This is a genomic window from Pontiella agarivorans (genome assembly GCF_034531395.1).
Lineage (GTDB): Bacteria > Verrucomicrobiota > Kiritimatiellia > Kiritimatiellales > Pontiellaceae > Pontiella > Pontiella agarivorans.
Map to the genome: position 1 here is coordinate 619,543 of NZ_JARVCO010000010.1, position 16,326 is coordinate 635,868.

General features: G+C 53.1%; 13 protein-coding genes. 9 read left to right on the forward strand and 4 right to left on the reverse strand.

Going from position 1 to position 16,326, the window contains the following annotated elements:
* Positions 1 to 9 precede the first annotated feature (9 nt).
* The 8 genes from P9H32_RS10205 to bamA are packed head-to-tail and all read left to right on the forward strand — an operon-like array spanning position 10 to position 6,430.
* On the forward strand, positions 10 to 636 hold the full coding sequence (locus P9H32_RS10205) for a 50S ribosomal protein L25 (RefSeq protein WP_322608794.1): 627 nt from the start codon (positions 10 to 12) through the stop codon (positions 634 to 636).
* A 29-nt stretch (positions 637 to 665) separates the two neighbouring features.
* A complete protein-coding gene (gene pth / locus P9H32_RS10210) occupies positions 666 to 1,241 on the forward strand; it encodes an aminoacyl-tRNA hydrolase (RefSeq protein WP_322608795.1) in 576 nt (191 codons plus the stop codon).
* A 16-nt stretch (positions 1,242 to 1,257) separates the two neighbouring features.
* Positions 1,258 to 1,566, forward strand: a complete 309-nt coding sequence (rpsF, locus tag P9H32_RS10215; RefSeq protein ID WP_322608796.1) for a 30S ribosomal protein S6 — start codon at positions 1,258 to 1,260, stop codon at positions 1,564 to 1,566.
* A 5-nt stretch (positions 1,567 to 1,571) separates the two neighbouring features.
* The gene (locus tag P9H32_RS10220; RefSeq protein WP_322608797.1) at positions 1,572 to 2,003 is read left to right on the forward strand and encodes a single-stranded DNA-binding protein; all 432 of its coding nucleotides are present in this window, start codon (positions 1,572 to 1,574) and stop codon (positions 2,001 to 2,003) included.
* Positions 2,004 to 2,019: 16 nt separating this feature from the next.
* On the forward strand, positions 2,020 to 2,232 hold the full coding sequence (gene rpsR / locus P9H32_RS10225; RefSeq protein WP_130596958.1) for a 30S ribosomal protein S18: 213 nt from the start codon (positions 2,020 to 2,022) through the stop codon (positions 2,230 to 2,232).
* Between the two features lie 14 nt (positions 2,233 to 2,246).
* A complete protein-coding gene (rplI, locus tag P9H32_RS10230) occupies positions 2,247 to 2,699 on the forward strand; it encodes a 50S ribosomal protein L9 (RefSeq protein ID WP_322608798.1) in 453 nt (150 codons plus the stop codon).
* Entirely contained in the window at positions 2,696 to 4,078 is a 1,383-nt protein-coding gene (gene dnaB, locus P9H32_RS10235; protein WP_322608799.1) for a replicative DNA helicase, read from the forward strand. The genes rplI and dnaB overlap by 4 nt, the downstream gene beginning before the upstream one ends.
* Before the next feature lie 21 nt (positions 4,079 to 4,099).
* On the forward strand, positions 4,100 to 6,430 hold the full coding sequence (bamA, locus tag P9H32_RS10240) for an outer membrane protein assembly factor BamA (protein WP_322608800.1): 2,331 nt from the start codon (positions 4,100 to 4,102) through the stop codon (positions 6,428 to 6,430).
* A gap of 61 nt (positions 6,431 to 6,491) precedes the next feature.
* Here the strand turns inward: bamA and P9H32_RS10245 are convergent, their stop codons facing one another.
* Together P9H32_RS10245 and ligA are read right to left on the reverse strand one after the other, a co-directional pair.
* Positions 6,492 to 6,938: a NanQ anomerase/TabA/YiaL family protein gene (locus P9H32_RS10245; RefSeq protein WP_322608801.1), complete on the reverse strand. Its 447-nt coding sequence runs from the start codon at positions 6,936 to 6,938 to the stop codon at positions 6,492 to 6,494.
* Positions 6,939 to 6,982: 44 nt separating this feature from the next.
* Positions 6,983 to 9,034, reverse strand: a complete 2,052-nt coding sequence (gene ligA, locus P9H32_RS10250) for an NAD-dependent DNA ligase LigA (RefSeq protein WP_322608802.1) — start codon at positions 9,032 to 9,034, stop codon at positions 6,983 to 6,985.
* Between the two features lie 199 nt (positions 9,035 to 9,233).
* Here ligA and P9H32_RS10255 point away from each other — a divergent pair, with 199 nt between their 5' ends.
* Complete coding sequence (locus P9H32_RS10255) at positions 9,234 to 11,048, forward strand: UTP--glucose-1-phosphate uridylyltransferase (protein ID WP_322608803.1); 1,815 nt, start codon at positions 9,234 to 9,236, stop codon at positions 11,046 to 11,048.
* Between the two features lie 57 nt (positions 11,049 to 11,105).
* On the opposite strand, the gene P9H32_RS10260 is transcribed toward P9H32_RS10255, so the two are convergent.
* Both P9H32_RS10260 and P9H32_RS10265 read right to left on the reverse strand, forming a co-directional pair.
* On the reverse strand, positions 11,106 to 12,854 hold the full coding sequence (locus P9H32_RS10260; protein ID WP_322608804.1) for a Na/Pi cotransporter family protein: 1,749 nt from the start codon (positions 12,852 to 12,854) through the stop codon (positions 11,106 to 11,108).
* 34 nt (positions 12,855 to 12,888) lie between these two features.
* Positions 12,889 to 16,323, reverse strand: a complete 3,435-nt coding sequence (locus tag P9H32_RS10265) for a hypothetical protein (protein ID WP_322608805.1) — start codon at positions 16,321 to 16,323, stop codon at positions 12,889 to 12,891.
* Positions 16,324 to 16,326 lie beyond the last annotated feature (3 nt).

A 16,326-nucleotide genomic window follows, 5' to 3' on the forward strand; every position in this document is an offset into this window, starting at 1 on the left:
AGAGAATCAATGGAAGATATTAAACTGATTGCTAAGAAAAGAGAGCTCGGGGGTTCTTCAAATTCACGCCGTTTGCGTGGTGAAGGCGGCCTGCCGGGCGTGGTATACGGAGCGGACAAGGAGCCGGTATCTGTTGTTGTTGATGCGCATGATTTGGAGCAGATTCTTCATCATCACGCCAGTGAGAGTGTGATGATTGAAATCGATCTCGAAGGCGAAGGTAATACCCGCGTTCTGGTGAAGGAAGTTCAGCATCATCCGGTGACCAGTGATCTGATTCACGTGGATATGCAGCGCGTTGTTGCGGGCCAGACCATGCAGATGGATATTCAGATTGAGCTCGTCGGAGAGGCTGCCGGGGTTAAAGCCGGCGGAACGCTGGATCATGTGATGCACAGCATTACAGTTGAGTGTCTGCCGAAGGATGTTGTTGAGGCGATTGAGATTGATGTTTCCGATCTGGAAATTGGTCAGAATCTGCATGTCGCTGATCTCGGTATTGACGATGCCTTCAAGGTGCTGGTTGATGACGATGCAATTGTCTGCGGTGTCTCCGGTCCGATGGCTGACGTTGATGAAGATGAAGAAGCCGCTGCCGGAGAGCCGGAAGTGCTTACTGAAAAGAATGCTGAGTAAGCAGTGTTCGTTCTTTCCGGGAGGTTGATTTGAGACTGGTCGTCGGGCTGGGAAATCCCGGAAAAGAGTATGAGCGCACCCGCCACAATGTAGGTTTTATGGTTGTGGAGGAACTGGCCAGGCGTCAGGGCGCTGTACTCAAAAAAAAGTTTTTGTTTCCCGCCCGTGTGGCGAAATGCCGGATCGGGGAGCACGAGGTGCGGTTGATTGAACCGAGCACCTTCATGAACTGCAGCGGTAAAGCGGTCTGGGGTGCGATGAAAAAATGGCGTGCTGAACCGGGAAATACTGTGGTGGTTTACGATGATGTCGATGTTGCTTTCGGCGGAATCAGAGTTCGGGCAAAGGGCTCGGGCGGAAGTCATAACGGCATGAAATCAGTGCTGGAATGGCTTCAGACCAAAGGGTTCCCCCGCGTGCGGGTGGGCATCGGGCCAAAGCCGCCTGAAATGGACATGATCAAGTTTGTGCTGGGCGGCTTCCCCGAACAGGAGCATTTGAAGTTGGAAAAGGTTGTCGAACGTGCCGCTGATGCGGTAGAAAGCATCTTTTCCGTAGGAACTGAACGAACCATGAACGAGTTCAACCAGTTACAGATAGGTTAAGCATAGGAGAAAACCATTGAATACGTATGAAGGACTGTTCATCTTTCCGGAGGCACTGGACGAAGAAGGACTCGACCAGGCAATCGGCCGTGTGAAAGAAGAACTCGAAAAGCTGGGCGGCTCGATTGATAGTGCTGTCCGCATGGGAAAAAAGACGTTTGCCCGCGCGCTGAAAAAGCAGAAGGCCGGCCTTTATGTGAACATTACGTTCAAGCTTGAAGGTGAAAAGGTTGACACATTCAAAAGCCGTCTGAAACTGACCACGAATGTGTTCCGTCATCAGTTTGTTGTTGCCGAAGGAGCAGAAGTCGCTCAGGAGGCGTAAGCACCATGGCCAGTTATAATAAGGTCCTGCTCATGGGAAACCTGACGCGTAATCCGGAAATCCGGTATACGCCGTCTGGTACTGCCGTGGCTGATCTGGGGCTGGCCGTTAATGAAAACTTCAAAAACAAAGCGGGTGAAACGGTTGAACAGACCTGTTTTGTGGATGTGGTTGTTTGGGGACGCCAGGCCGAAACATCGGCTGAGTATCTCCAGAAGGGCTCTCCCGTTTTTATTGAGGGAAGGCTTCAGCTGGACCAGTGGGAAAACCAGCAGGGCGAAAAACGGAGTAAGCTGCGCGTACGTGCAGACCGTGTGCAGTTCCTCGGGGCCCCTGGAAAAGGTACGGAGTTTTCTGCGGCACCTTCATCAGCTCCGCAGGATAACGTTACGCAGCCACCCCCGGTTGCGGACGATGAAGATGATGTGCCGTTTTAGAGAAAGGATATAAACAATGGCTCGTAGAGATAGAGATGATTACAAGCGCGATCCGGAGCTCCTGCGTGGAGTCACCGAGGTTGACTATAAAGACGCTGAGTTCCTGAAGAAATTCATGACCGACCGCGGTAAAATTCTTCCGGGACGTATTACCGGTGCGAATGCCCAGCAGCAGCGTAATATTAAAAAAGCAATCCGCCGTGCCCGTGTAATGGGTCTGGTTCGCTAAGCAAGGAGTTTACCATGGCTGTTGAAGTACTGTTGATGGACCAGGTTGAAGGCCTGGGTATTGAAGGCGATATTGTGAAGGTTGCTGACGGCTATGCCCGCAATTTTCTTTTTCCGCGGGGCTTTGCTTCCGAAGTAACGGAAGGCAAAAAGCGCCAAATCGAGAAAAAACGCCTTGAGCGTTTGGCTCAGCTGGAAAAAGAAAAAGCAGCTGCCGACGAACTCGTCAAAAAAATCGAAGGTGTAGAGTGCACCATCTCGGCAAAAGTTGGCGAAAGCGGCAAGATGTTCGGTTCGGTCGGCGTGCCGGCTATTCTTGAAAAGCTGGCTGAGGCCGGTGTTGAGATCGATAAATCTAAAGTTGCACTTGCGGCACCGCTGCACGAACTCGGTGTGTTTGATGTCGAAATCAAACTCCACCCGGAAGTTACGGCAACACTTAAGGTATGGATCGTCGAAGATAAATGATCCCAGGGGATCCATCCGGACTGAGAATCCCCCCGCACAGCGATGAGGCCGAGCGGGGGGTTTTGGGTTCTATATTGCTCGATCCCGCCGGCTCCATAGATAAGTGTCTGGCAAAGCGCCTTGGTCCCGATTGTTTTTATGATCGCCGCCATCAGGCGCTTTTTGAGCAGTTACAGGACATGAGTCAGGCAAACGTTCCGATGGATGCCTTAACCATCGGCGAATGGCTGAAGAAAAACAATGCCCTCGATAAAGTCGGAGGCTACGATTATCTCGTTCAGTTGCAGGACAGCACGCTCGTTCCTGCTCACGTGGAGTTTTACTGTGACATTGTCATGGAAAAAAAACTCTACCGCAGTCTGATCGAAAAATCCTCCGAGGCGATCGATAAAGCCTATCAGGGAGAGGAAAATGCGTCTGAGCTGATCAGTGCAGCTCAGGAGGATCTGTTTTCTCTTTCCATTCATGGTGCTGAAAAGATTCCGGACTGGAAAGAGTCGGTCCGTGGGGCTTTTGAGGAAATTGAAAATGCGGATCCGAACCAGTTGGTTACCGGCGTCACAACCGGGTTTATAGGACTGAACGAGCGGCTGGGTGGATTGCAGAAAACCGACATGATCGTGTTGGCGGCCCGGCCCGCAATGGGAAAAACCTCTCTGGCGCTGAATATTGCTGAAAATGCAGCGCTGGGTTTGCACGGCGATCCGGTTGGGGTGGCCGTATTCAGTCTGGAAATGAGCCGAGAGCAGCTGGTGAAACGTATGCTGTTCTGTAACGCCCGGCTTCCGATGCATCGTGCAAAAGGGCGTGGCCTGACACCCGATGAGCATGCCAAACTGACCTCCGCAGTGGACCGGCTGTCCAAAGCACAGATTTATATTGATGACACCCCGGGCCTTGAAGCCGTGGAAATGCGATCCCGTGCCCGGCGGTTGAAAGAGCGTCACGGCATCGGACTCGTCGTGATTGACTATCTTCAGCTGATGAATTTCTCGAAATTTGCGAGCGACGGTCGTCAGCGTGAAACCATGGCGATTTCCGGGGCTGTGAAGGCGATGGCGAAGGAACTGGATGTTCCGGTGATTGTGCTTTCCCAGCTGAGCCGTGCCGCGGAAAGTACCGGGGATAATATCCCTAAACTTTCACACTTGCGTGACTCGGGTGCAATTGAGCAGGATGCCGATATGGTCTGGTTGCTGTACCGCCCGAGTTATTATGCAAAAGGAGACGATCGAAACTCCGATAATCTCGCGGTGCTGGATGTGGCGAAATACCGCCATGGCGCCACCGGTGAAGTAAAGTTGTCCTTTATCCGGGAATATACCCGCTTTGAAGACCGTGCCGAATTTGATGATCAGTTCGAACCGGGTAATGAATAAGTTCCAACCTTTGGACGGTTAATGAAAAACATACTCACCATCCTTTTCAGCCTGTTAATCACTGTTACGGCCCATGCGGAAGTGATTAAGGATATCCGTATCGTGAATGAAGCCGGTAAGGCTTACGATAACAGCTCGGTGGCTGCATTCACTTCTTTCAGCGTCGGAGAACAGGTGCCGGACCGGGAGACCATTCTCTCTTCGATCGCGATCGATGTAAACCGAATGCGTGAATCCGGACGATATTCATACGTGAATGCCCGCATGGTTGTTGAGGGCGACGGGGTCGTACTGGTCTATACGGTGGTCTCAAAGCACCGCCTGCGTAGGATTGCGATCGTCGGGGGTAAAAAAAGCGGACGGAAAATTAAACAGAAATCCGAACTGGAGGTGGGTCAATTTGCCGATGATTCCACGTTCGAAATTGCTGCGGCAAAGATTCGCGAGGCCTACCGCGATTATTGGTATCCGGAGGCTAAAGTCACATGGACCTCGAAAGTCAATGATGAGCTGGGAACTGTTGATGTGGCTTTCAAGATTGATGAAGGCCCGAAAATGGGCATCAAACATATCGAGTTTGAAGGCAATGACATTATTGAGGATAAGCAGCTGCGGAAAGTAATTCAGCAGAAAGAAAAGCGCTGGTGGTCTTTTATTACCGGATCCGGTAAATATAAAGAGGAAGTTGTTGATGCCGATGTTTATGCCATCAAGACGCTTTACATGAACAACGGGTTTCTGGATGTCCGTGTATCCGACCCTGTAATGGATGATTCCAAACCTAAAAAGTCGCGACTCAGCTTCCGGATTGAGGAGGGGCAGCGCTATCGGATCGGCAAGGTTTTACTGGAAGGCATTGAAGCCTATCCCGAAAATGAAGTTCGCCGTGCCCTTCGCTTGCGGCCGGGAAGCATTGCCTCGGTGGAAAACTCGGAACGCGGAAGTGAAGCCATCAAAGCCTATTACGGTAACCGGGGTTATGTCCGCACCATGGTACGTCCGGTGTACGATGCGAATGCGGAAACCGGTATTGTAAATATTACCTACGAAGTTACTGAAGGGCGTGTCGGCTATATCAATGCCGTGAATATCAGTGGAAACGAGCGTACGCTCGATAAAGTGATCCGTCGTGAACTGGTCATGTATCCCGGTGAAAAATATAATCGCAGTCGCATCAAAACCTCCGAAAACCGGTTGAGAAACTTAAACTATTTTGAAGTGGTCACGATCAACCCTGAAGCCACGGGTGAAGGGGATAAATATGATGTGAACGTTCAGGTCAGTGAAAAACCGACGGGGCAGTTCACCGCCGGGGTCGGATTCTCCAGTGTGGATTCGCTGGTGGGATATGTTGAACTGTCTCAAGGCAACTTTAACTGGAAAACGTGGCCGCCCATCGGAGCCGGCCAGAAATTCAAGATCCGTCTGCAGCTGGGTACTTCGCGTAACGATGTTGAGATTTCGTTTATCGAGCCGTGGTTTCTCAACCGGCAGCTTTCATTCGGTATTGATCTGTTCCACCACGAATACAACTACTTTTCCGACTCCTACGACCAGCAGAATGACGGTTTCCGGCTTTCACTTGGTAAGCCGCTTTCCCGTTGGACACGTGGCAACCTGGCCTACACGCTGGAACAGTTCCGGGTATTTGATGTCGATAATTCTGCATCACAGGCCATTAAGGATGAAGAAGGCCGCCGTCTGAAGAGCAGTTTGGAATATACCTGGACCTTCGATTCGCGCGACCGGTTTTTCAACCCGACCAAAGGGAACAAAACCACGATTGCCCCTTATGTGGCGGGCGGTATGCTCGGCGGCGAAACGGATCTGTACGGGGTCCGTGTGCGGGCCACGCATTATTGGCCGATGATCTGGGATATGATTTTCAACCTGCGCGGACAGATTGAATCGGTTGAAGCCTTCGGAGACAGTAAAAAGAAAGCCGGAACTTATGGCGAAGGGGTGCCGATTTTCGACCGTATGTTCCTGGGCGGTTCCTATAATTTGCGCGGATTTGAATACCGCGATGTCGGTCCGACCGATCCCGTTACCGAAGATACCTATGGCGGAAATTCCATGGCCTTCTGGACGGCGGAACTCACCTATCCGATCTGGAATAAAATCCGTGGTGCGGTTTTCTATGACTGGGGTTTTGTGAATGAAGATTCGTGGGACTTTAATCCCAGTGGACACGGGGATAATTTCGGCTATCACGACGATTGGGGGATCGGCCTGCGTCTGGATCTTCCCGGTTTCCCGTTGCACCTCGACTATGCCTGGCCGATCACCTACGACGACCGGTACCTCAGCGATAAGGGTCGTTTCAACTTCCTGATCGGGCACACGTTTTAGACTTTTTAAAGGTGAGACTGGAAAGTTGAAGCGCCTCTTCGCGTAACGGGCATTTCAGATTTCAGTCTACGGCCACTTTCACCACCACTTTGTGGATGGGGCCGTTTCCAATGCCTGGAAGATGGGCATCGGAAAGCATAAAAACGGCAAAAGAGCCTTCGGGTACTTTCACGATGCTCTGGACAGGATCCGTAAAGAACTCCAGATCACGCTTTTCATCATAGCCTTGCGATCCGATCAGTTCGGAACGCGGGCTCCAGCCCATGGATTCATCTCCGCAGATAATATACTGGATATCGATGTACTTCCGGTGTGCTTCCAGTTGGCCGTCTTCAACTTTACGTCCGTCATTTTTTTCTATAATCGCGAAGACCAGATCATCGGAAATTTCATAGCGTCCCGGCTCCAGTTCAGCAATGCCCGGCTGATCCAGAAAACCAAATCCTTCCGATAATCCGGTTCTAAGCCCGGCATAACGTGCTGCATTTTCAAGTGTATCCAAAATCATAGTATTTCTCCCTGTAGGTCTCGAAGCTGACCGCTTCGTCTACATTAAAATTCAAACCCCATTTGTTCGGCTTCGCCGGTATCGGCCGGTTCATCTGAACCCAGCAGGTTGATCAGCTGTTCCTCACTCAGGATCGTGACCCCCAGCGATTCCGCTTTGGTCAGTTTTGATCCCGCTGCCTCACCGGCCACCAGATAGCTGGTTTTTTTTGAGACACTGCTGCTTACTTTGCCGCCGTGTGCTCTAATTTTATCGCCCGCTTCGTCGCGCGTCATATTTTCCAGAGAACCGGTCAGTACAAACGTCAATCCTTCGAGCTTCTTGCTTCCGCCGGCAGCGGCCTGCTCAAAATTGACTCCGGCGGCACGGAGTTGTTCAACGATGGTGCGGGTTTCCGGGGTCTGGAAAAATTCCACAACCGATTTCCCGACAATCGGGCCTATATCGCGAATGGTTTCCAAAGACTGGATATCCGCTGCCATCAGCGCATCGATGGTTTTAAATTCGCGGGCAAGAATCAAGGCCGCGCCTTTGCCGACGTGGCGGATGCCGAGGCCGAACAGGACCTTCTCGAACGGGCGTTTTTTACTTTCTTCAATTCCTTTGATGAGATTGTCTGCTGATTTCTCACCCATACGTTCAAGGCCGAGGATTTCCACTTTTTCAAGCGAGTAAAGTTCCGCCGGCGTTTTCACCAGTCCGCCATCCACCAGCTGTTCCACGAGTGATTCGCCCAGTCCGTTAATATCCATGGCACCGCGGGAAGCAAAGTGGGTCAGCCAGTTTTTCACCTGTGCCGGGCACTGGAGATTGACGCAACGGATGGCGACTTCACCGTCACGTTTTTCCACCTCGCTGCCGCAGACCGGGCAGTGGGTCGGCATCGAAAATTCCGTTTCTTCGCCGGTGCGTTTTTCAGTGACCACTTTCACGACGGCCGGAATAATTTCTCCGGCTTTTTCAATGATTACGCGGTCGCCGATGCGGATATCCTTGCGGCGGATTTCATCTTCGTTATGCAGGGTGGCGCGTTTGACGGTGGTGCCGGCCAGCAGCGCCGGTTCGAGTTCTGCAACCGGCGTCAGTACGCCGGTGCGTCCGACCTGGATGGAGATATCCCTGAGCAGGGTTTCGGCCTGTTCGGGTTCATATTTATAGGCCACTGCCCAGCGCGGGCTTTTAGCCGTGTAGCCCAGATCATCGTAAAGCCGGCGCTGATTCACTTTGATCACACCGCCGTCCATTTCAAACGGAAATTCGTGGCGCATGTTCTCCAGGTCATCAAGCAGATCGATGATTTCGGCAATAGAGTCTTTCAGCCAGTATTGCGGAGTAATGCGCAGTCCATAATTTTTAAGGGTCTGCAGCATATGTTCATGGGTTTCAAAATCAATGCCGTCAAGTTCGCCGGTGGCATAAAAAACGGCATCCAGCGGGCGGGCGGCCACCTCGCGCGGATCGAGCAGTTTCAGGGAACCGGCACAGGCATTGCGCGGGTTGGCAAAGGGTTCAAGGCCGGCTTCCTGCCGTTTTTCGTTCAGCGTCGCAAAGCCCCGGGTATCCATATAAATTTCACCGCGCACTTCCAGTACCGGCGGCGGCATCATATCGGCCAAGCGAAGGGGGACCGATTTAATGGTACGGATATTTGCCGTCACCTCATCGCCGGTGGTTCCGTCGCCGCGCGTAACCGCGCGAACCAGTTCTCCGTTTTCATAGCGCAGCGAAATCGCGACGCCGTCAATTTTCGGCTCGAGAATATACCCAAAATTTTCTTCGGGAATGAGTTTGCGGATACGCACGTCGAATTCGGCCAGCTCCTCTTTGGAATAGGTATTTGAGAGACTCATCATTGGTACGGCATGCCGCACGCTGTTGAAACGGGCAAGCGGCGCGCCGCCGACCCGCTGGGTCGGAGAAGAGATACTTCCAAACTCCGGAAACTCGGCTTCGAGTTTTTCCAATGATTGGAGAAGTCGGTCATATTCGCGATCAGTGATTTCGGGGGCGGCATCAATATAATAGAGCCGGTTGTGGCGCTCGATTTCGGCGCGCAGCTCATCAATACGTTGCCGGGCTTCAGCTTTGTCAGTCATGTCGGGAAATCTAGCGAACCGAATCGGGTGCGTCTACGCAATAGGCTGGGAAAGCGACAGACTGTCCGGAGGAGAGGGGAAGATTAGATTTCGATGGGAAACTCCATGAAAACAGCTGATTTTTCTATAGCATCTGCCGGCGCATCCTTGCATGATTTCCCATTGAAATTTTGACGGTAATCACTAAACGGGGAATACAATGAAACCTACTTTTTCGGAGAGCATGGAACTGGTCGGCCTTTCGACCAACTGGAACAATTTTTCTGATGAGCAGAAGGAGCTGATCAATACGCTGGTGGAAAACGGGCAGACGCATCTGTTTTCCGGTTGGGATGAACCGGGCACCAACGATGAGGCTAAAAAAGAATTTCTGGAATCGCTGGAAAAAATCAACGGGAATTATCCGGGCGGATTGGTGGGCTATATTTCCAATGCCCGGAAACTGCTGGCGGAATCCAAAGCCGGAGCCAACCCGTTTGAAGGGCTGACGCCTGAGCAGCCGGAAAAAGTGGATCTGACGTCGTTTACGGATGAGTTTAAGAAATATGAAAAAATCGGCGCGGATTATTTTGATAAAACGGGGGTCGTGCTGGTGGCCGGCGGGCTGGGCGAGCGTCTCGGCTACAACGGGATCAAAATCGATATCGCCGTTGAGGTGCTCGAAGAAACAACGTATCTGAAACATTATGCGGACAATCTGCTCGCGATGCAGGCGCGTTCGGAAAGCAAACGTCCGGTGCCGTTCATCATTATGGTGTCGCAGGACACGGGGCCGAAAACCATCCAGTCCCTGGAAGAAAATAATTATTTCGGTCTGCAGAAAGAGCAGGTTCATATTCTGCAGCAGGAGCTGGTTCCGGCCATTTCCGATAATGACGGCGCGCTGGCACTGAAGGAAAAATATGAACTGATTCTGAAGCCGCACGGACATGGTGATATTCACATGCTGTTGCATACCAGCGGTGTGGCGGCGAAACTGGCTGCGGAAGGTATCGAATATTTCATGTTTATTCAGGATACCAACGGCCCGAGTTTCAACACGCTGCCGGCGGCGATCGGGGCTTCGGTGGCAAACGGCTACGATTTCAACTCGCTGGCGATTGTCCGCCGCCCGGGCGAAGCGGTTGGCGGGTTGGCCAAGCTGGTCGGAAACGGGAAAGAATTTACGCTGAACGTCGAGTATAATCAGCTGGATCCGCTGTTGCGTGCCACCATCAATCCGGAAGGCGATGTGGCGGACGAAACCGGATTTTCCCCGTTCCCGGGCAACTGCAATACACTGGTCATTAAAACCGATTCCTACGTCCGGATTCTTGAAGCGACGCAGGGTATTATTGCTGAATTTGTGAATCCGAAATATACGGATGAAACAAAGACCGCGTTCAAAAAACCGACGCGTCTGGAAACCATGATGCAGGATCTGCCGAAGCTGTTCGGCGAATCCGAAAAAGTCGGGGTCACGATTTTTGACCGCATGTGGAGTTTTTCGCCGAATAAAAACAATGTCACCGATGCCGCTGCAAAATATGCTTCCGGCGGACCGGCCGATGCCAGCGCCACGGCGGAAAATGATTTTTATGCGGCCGGTCGCGCACGGCTTGAAGCCGCCGGCATGAAGGTGGTTGAAGGAGAAGAAATTAAAATTCTCGGTGTCCCGTTTACGGTCGGCCCGAAAGTGATCCTTCGTCCGTCATTCGCCATGACGCTTGAAGAAGGAGCGTCCAAAATTTCAGGCGGCTCGATATCGGATCAGGCCACGCTGATTATCGATGGGGCCGATGTTTCACTCGAAAACGTAGAGCTTTCCGGAAAAACCGGTCTGGTGGTGAAGGCCTGCAGCGGCGCGAAGGTGACCGTTAAAGGCAAATTTGAAAACGACGGATTTGAACTGGTTGAACTCGGAGCCGATGCCGACGTTCCGGAATATCTTAAAATCCGCGGCTACCGTTTTGAAAACCGCGGGGCCCAGACCTTCGAATTCACCGAGCCCGGTGAATATGTGGTTGAAGCCTGAAGGTTTCCACTCTTTGGAAATTGAATAACCGCCCGGAAATTTCGGGCGGTTTTTTATTTAGAGATATTCGTCTGATTGAAGACGGTCGAGGTAATCGCCGGGCTTGATGGGGTCGGGGAGAGCGTATCCGGGCGCTTCGAGAGACATTTTGCGGCCGAGCTTTTCACGTTTGAGCCAGAATTGCGGTTGTTGTTCGGCGAGGGCAATGCTTTTGATGTGTTTTGAAATCCGCCAGAAGTTGGATAGATAGTCGTTAAAGAACAACCCGGCGGCGGGAGTGATTTCCTTGTTTTCCAGTCGCTGGAAGTGTGCGCTGCGCACCTTGATGGCGGTTTCGCTGTATTGTTTCCGCAGGTCAATGATCTCTTTTGCGATATCCTGGAAATTATCGAGTTCGGGGTCGAGCGATTGGATGACTTTGGCGAGCAGCTGCTCGACGGCCTTATGGATTTCCAGCCAGTTTTCTACGGCATCGGGACTGAATCGGGCGGTGGATACTGCGCGTTGCCGTTTGGCGATATCGGCCAGATTGGCGATATGATCCCCGATCCGTTCGAGGTCGGACATGCATCGGTCGATGTGACCGATAAGAATCGACTGCCGTTTGGACAGGTAGTGTTTGGTCAAATCGGTGAGGTATTTGCGCATCGCGGTTTTTATGGCATTGACGCTCTGCTCATTGACCTTAATTCGTTTGGCGCGACGGGGATCATGCTGAATAAATTCTTCGGCGGCCAGATGCAGGCTGGCTGCACAGATTCTGCTGGTGCGCTGAAGTTCGCGCAGGCAGGCAAAAATGGCGCGTTCCGGCTGTATGAGCTGACCATGATCAAGAAAGCTGGATTCGGGTTGTTTGCGTTTTGTGGGGGTGAGGCCGATGGTCATTTTCACAATGACCGGAGCCAAGGGCAGCATGAGCATGGCCGAAAGGACCATTTTTATGGTGCCGGCATTGGCGGCCTGGCGAATCAGATCGTCGGAGGTCAGAGGAATGTAGTGATAGAAGAGGGGTGAGGTTGCAATCGCCAGAGTGGTGCTGATCAGATTGAAGAGCAAATGGGCAATGGCGGCGCGGCGGGCATCGACCGTGGTGCCGATGCTGCCGAGCAGTCCGGTCACGCAGGTGCCGACGTTGGCGCCGATGATGATGGGAAAAATGCCCTGAAAGTCGGTGATGGCGCCGGCGGAGATCATGGCGAAGCCCATGCCGATGACGGCGCCGCTGCTTTGAATGACGCCGGTGATTAAAGCTGCCGCCAGCGTGCCGATGATGAGCCCGGTCGGGGTGGAGCCGTTGAGGTGTGCCAGCCATGGTTCGAACAGTTCGCGGTGGGGTTTAATGGAATCGCCCATGAAAACCATCCCCAGAAAAAGGAGGCCGAATCCGAGGATGGCCTGTCCGCCGTATTTCAGTTTCTGTTTCCGCGCGACCAGATGAAGCACCAGCCCGATGAAGATGGCGGGCAGACAATAGTCGCTCAGTTTGAAGGAGATTAATTGGACGGCGAGGGTGGTGCCGATATTGGCCCCGAGAATCGGGGCGATGGATTGCGTCAGTGTCATCAGTCCGGCATTGATGAAGGCGATGAACAGGACAACCGATGCGCTGCTTTGAATCAGCCCGCCAATGACGGTGCCGAGGCCGAGCCCGGCCATGCGGTTGCGGGTGGCTTTTCCAAGCAGGGTCCGCATGCCGTCACCGACGGCTGCGGAAAGTCCTTCGCTCATGGTCCGCATGCCGAAAATAAAGAGGGCGAGTCCGCCCAGCAAACCGAAGATCAGTCCTGTAATACTCGAGGTGTCCATTCGAAGATCATAGACCGCCCGAGGGCATTGTCAACTAACGCAGGCTGATTCCGATTTTGAAAAAGCGGGCGTCGGATGAAGCGGTATTAAGCACGGTGCTCAAAGCACCGGGGCTCAGCTCATCGACTGTGGAGAATCCTGTATCGGCGAGGTCGTCGGAATAGATCACCGAAAATCTAAAGGATTCGGCATAGGCTGCCGGCCACTGCACATCCAACCGGACCTGATCCGCACTCAGGGAAGTGATGAAAATTTCCGGCGGGCTGAGATCAGCAATCGGTCCAGAAGGAACACTCAGAGCATCGCCGGGGTCGGTGCCGTCGAGATATTCCTGAAGATCGCTGTAGCCATCGGAATCGGAATCCTGATGCGCAACATTGCCGGTTCCTTGAAGCACGGTATTTTCAAGGGCATCCGGCAGCAGGTTTCCATCGGCATCGAGATCGGAAGAAACGGGGACCGCGGTGAGGCTGAGGCTGATGATCTGCATCGGATCCGTTCCCGGTACGCGGTTCCATGCCACATCGGTGAAGCCCTGTGCCTGTACCATGGCGCCTATCCCGAGCTCAAAAGAGAAGGGCATGATATAGGGACGGCCCTCGGCATCGTAGAGACTTTTTGCCTGATTACCGCCAGTCCATAAAACCGGGCAGGCATTGGTGAAGGAACCTTCGCGCACTTCGAGCATCAGGTTTTCAATCGGTCGTTCATTCACCAGATTCAATGCATTCATGGCATCGGTGTGAATGGCTGAAAGCTGGGGCGCGGTGTAGGCGGGGAGACTTGCGGCATAGTTGGAATGCAGGGTGCCCGTCAACAGGAAGTCCCGCAGCACGGTCATGGGAAGCGGATAGGCTCCGGGATTTGAATCGGTATACGTACTGCAGATATCATACAGATCTTCGGTCAGCGCTCGGAGGGCGGCGCTTCCGGCATTTGCAGTATACGTTTCAATTTCCTGAATGACCGTTTCCGGCAGAAAGGCCCGGTTGGTGTTGTTTCTTAAATACAGCAAATCCGACACCGCAACGCGGTCCATGGTCTGATCGGAAGGTCGTGCCGGGAAGAGGGTGGTTAATCGATTGGTAATCACAGCGGCGTCGTAGAGTTCATCTATCAGTTTCCGCTCAACCAGCATGGCCGTAAGGACATCATCCGTTGTCAAATCGGTGAGGATTTTCGGGGTGATGCTGTTGGTCAGCGCGGTGTATGCGGCATCGATCCATAGGCCGGCATCGGTGTAGATGTCGATTCCGGAATACGGGGAGGTTACCTCCAAGCCAGTGATGGCCGGAGGAATCTGAACGGCAGCCATTTCAATGCCTCTGTTCTTATTCCAATTGGGCGTGTCGATGGCGAAATGCCGTTCGGTCAACAGCGTGAAAAATCCGGACTCGATGGTTGAAGGCAGATTGGTGAAAAGAATGGATGGATCGGCACTTCCGACCTGATTGGAAGCCACGCCGTAGGCATATTGCCAGCCGGAACTGCTGTAGACGCGCAAGGCCGTTCCGGTTGTGCTGGAGGTGACGGTATTGGCTGTTCCGTCGTAGGGGAAGGGGGTGACCTGCAGATCAAATGCTGTTTGTTGCTCCAGACGGCCGGAGGTTCCGGGGATTGGAAGAGCGGGGGTGCTTGCCGGGTCGGTCGGATTAGAGCCGCCGAGAAGTTCTTCCAGATCCGAAAACCCATCGCCGTCGCCATCAAGACCGCTTTGCAGTGGATCCAGTCCGTTGGCCAGTTCCACATAGTCAGGAATTGAGTCGCCATCGGAATCAAGTTTTTCGGGGGGCACATCAAAGGTGTAAATGGCGGTCTGAATCGGTCCGCGTTCAATATCGCCATTGCGTTGCGCAAAAAACAGAAGTTCGGTGCTTTCAAATGCAGGAATGGGCTGTGTGTAGGGGGTCCAGCCATTGGAGCCGGCTTCGCGGTAAAAAATGTCATCTCCGGTTGTGTTGGAAAATGTGATTTCAATGCCGGTTTGGTAATGACCCGGCGCCGGCGAAATAAAGGCTTCTGCTTCCTGATCGCCCAATGCGGCTTCGGTGCTGTGTACGGAAAAAGAATCGCCGGCCTGATTGACGAGCACGTGGTTTGCCTCAAGGTCGGCATAGCCGAGTGTGGCGGCGTCCCGGTTGCCCAATCCGAGCGGCAAGCCCCGGTCGGTTTCAAATTCAACATCGACGTTTAACGGGCTCCCCGTTAAGCCGCCCAATCTGGACCAGTCGCCGGCCGACAAAGCCTGCAGACGTTGAGGATTCGAACTGACAAAGGGCTCGTTTCTGAAGGTAAATACATTGGCCTGGCCGCGTGTACGTTTTACGGATGGAAGCGACTGGGTTCCCAGACTCGTGAAGGTGCCGTTGTCGAAAATAAAATCTTCCGCAGTGGTGGAGTGCCCGGTGGCCGGATCCGCCGTAAGCGCCATAAACCGGTTGGGGCCGGAGGAGACTATGCCTGAATAGGTTAACCCGGTTGCGGGCAGGGGCAGATCCTGAAGGAAGGCGGGATTCTGAGTGCCGTCATAGCTGTAAACTTTAGCCGATCCGTCCGCGAAAATGACGATAAGCCAATCCGTTCCATCCGCGGGAATGGAATGAATCGAGGCGATGGGCGCACCAAAGTTGACGGCGGTCAGTGCGGAAAAGTTTTCACCTGCCGTCATCTGAAAGCGGTGGCAGTTGGTGGTGCCGGCATCCCAGACGAAGAGGTGAACATAGTCGCCGGGTGTGGGATAGATCGGGCAGTAGTCGGGCGAGGAGAGGGCACCGCCGAAAAATTTGGAATTCAGGTGATTAACGGAACCCGATGAAAAATCATACATGCGGAAGGCGTTTACGCTGCGATCCATGAAGGCCGCCGCTGCATCGGTGTTATTAAACACCACCCGATTGCCGCGTTTCCAAACATCGGAAATGGCATACGCCAAATCAGGGGCGAAGCTGCTGCCGTGCGATTTAATCTGTTCAAGGCGGTAGGGGGTCGGGGTGCTCATGGAATTGACCACCAAAAGATCAGCCTCCGGCGTATCGCCTCCGATTTCGAGGGAAACGAGGATTTCCGGGCCGTATTCATTCCCAAATACGGGAACCGGGAATGCGGGTTGGGTTGGTTTTAGCGCCTCAATCAGATTAACCCGGTTGAGGAGGGGCGTTGTGGCGGCGATGGCATCCAATCCGGTGTTAAGCATCGGGCCGGTGGCCAGCCCGGTGATGTTGGTTGCGCCGAGTCCGCGCGATTCCGACCAGGTGAAAACCTGATCGACCAACTGATAGCCCGCGCGGAACGTTCCGCTGGCTTTATCCACCACCAGAATGTCAGGAAACCCATCGCCATTCAGATCCGCCGTGGTGAAAAATTCGGTTGCGGTTTCCGAGACAAAACCTGCATGCGAGACGGTTGCGGCGCAACCGACGATGCCGATCAAAGCCGCGCGTTTAAATTCATTCCTGATTGCGCTCATCATAGC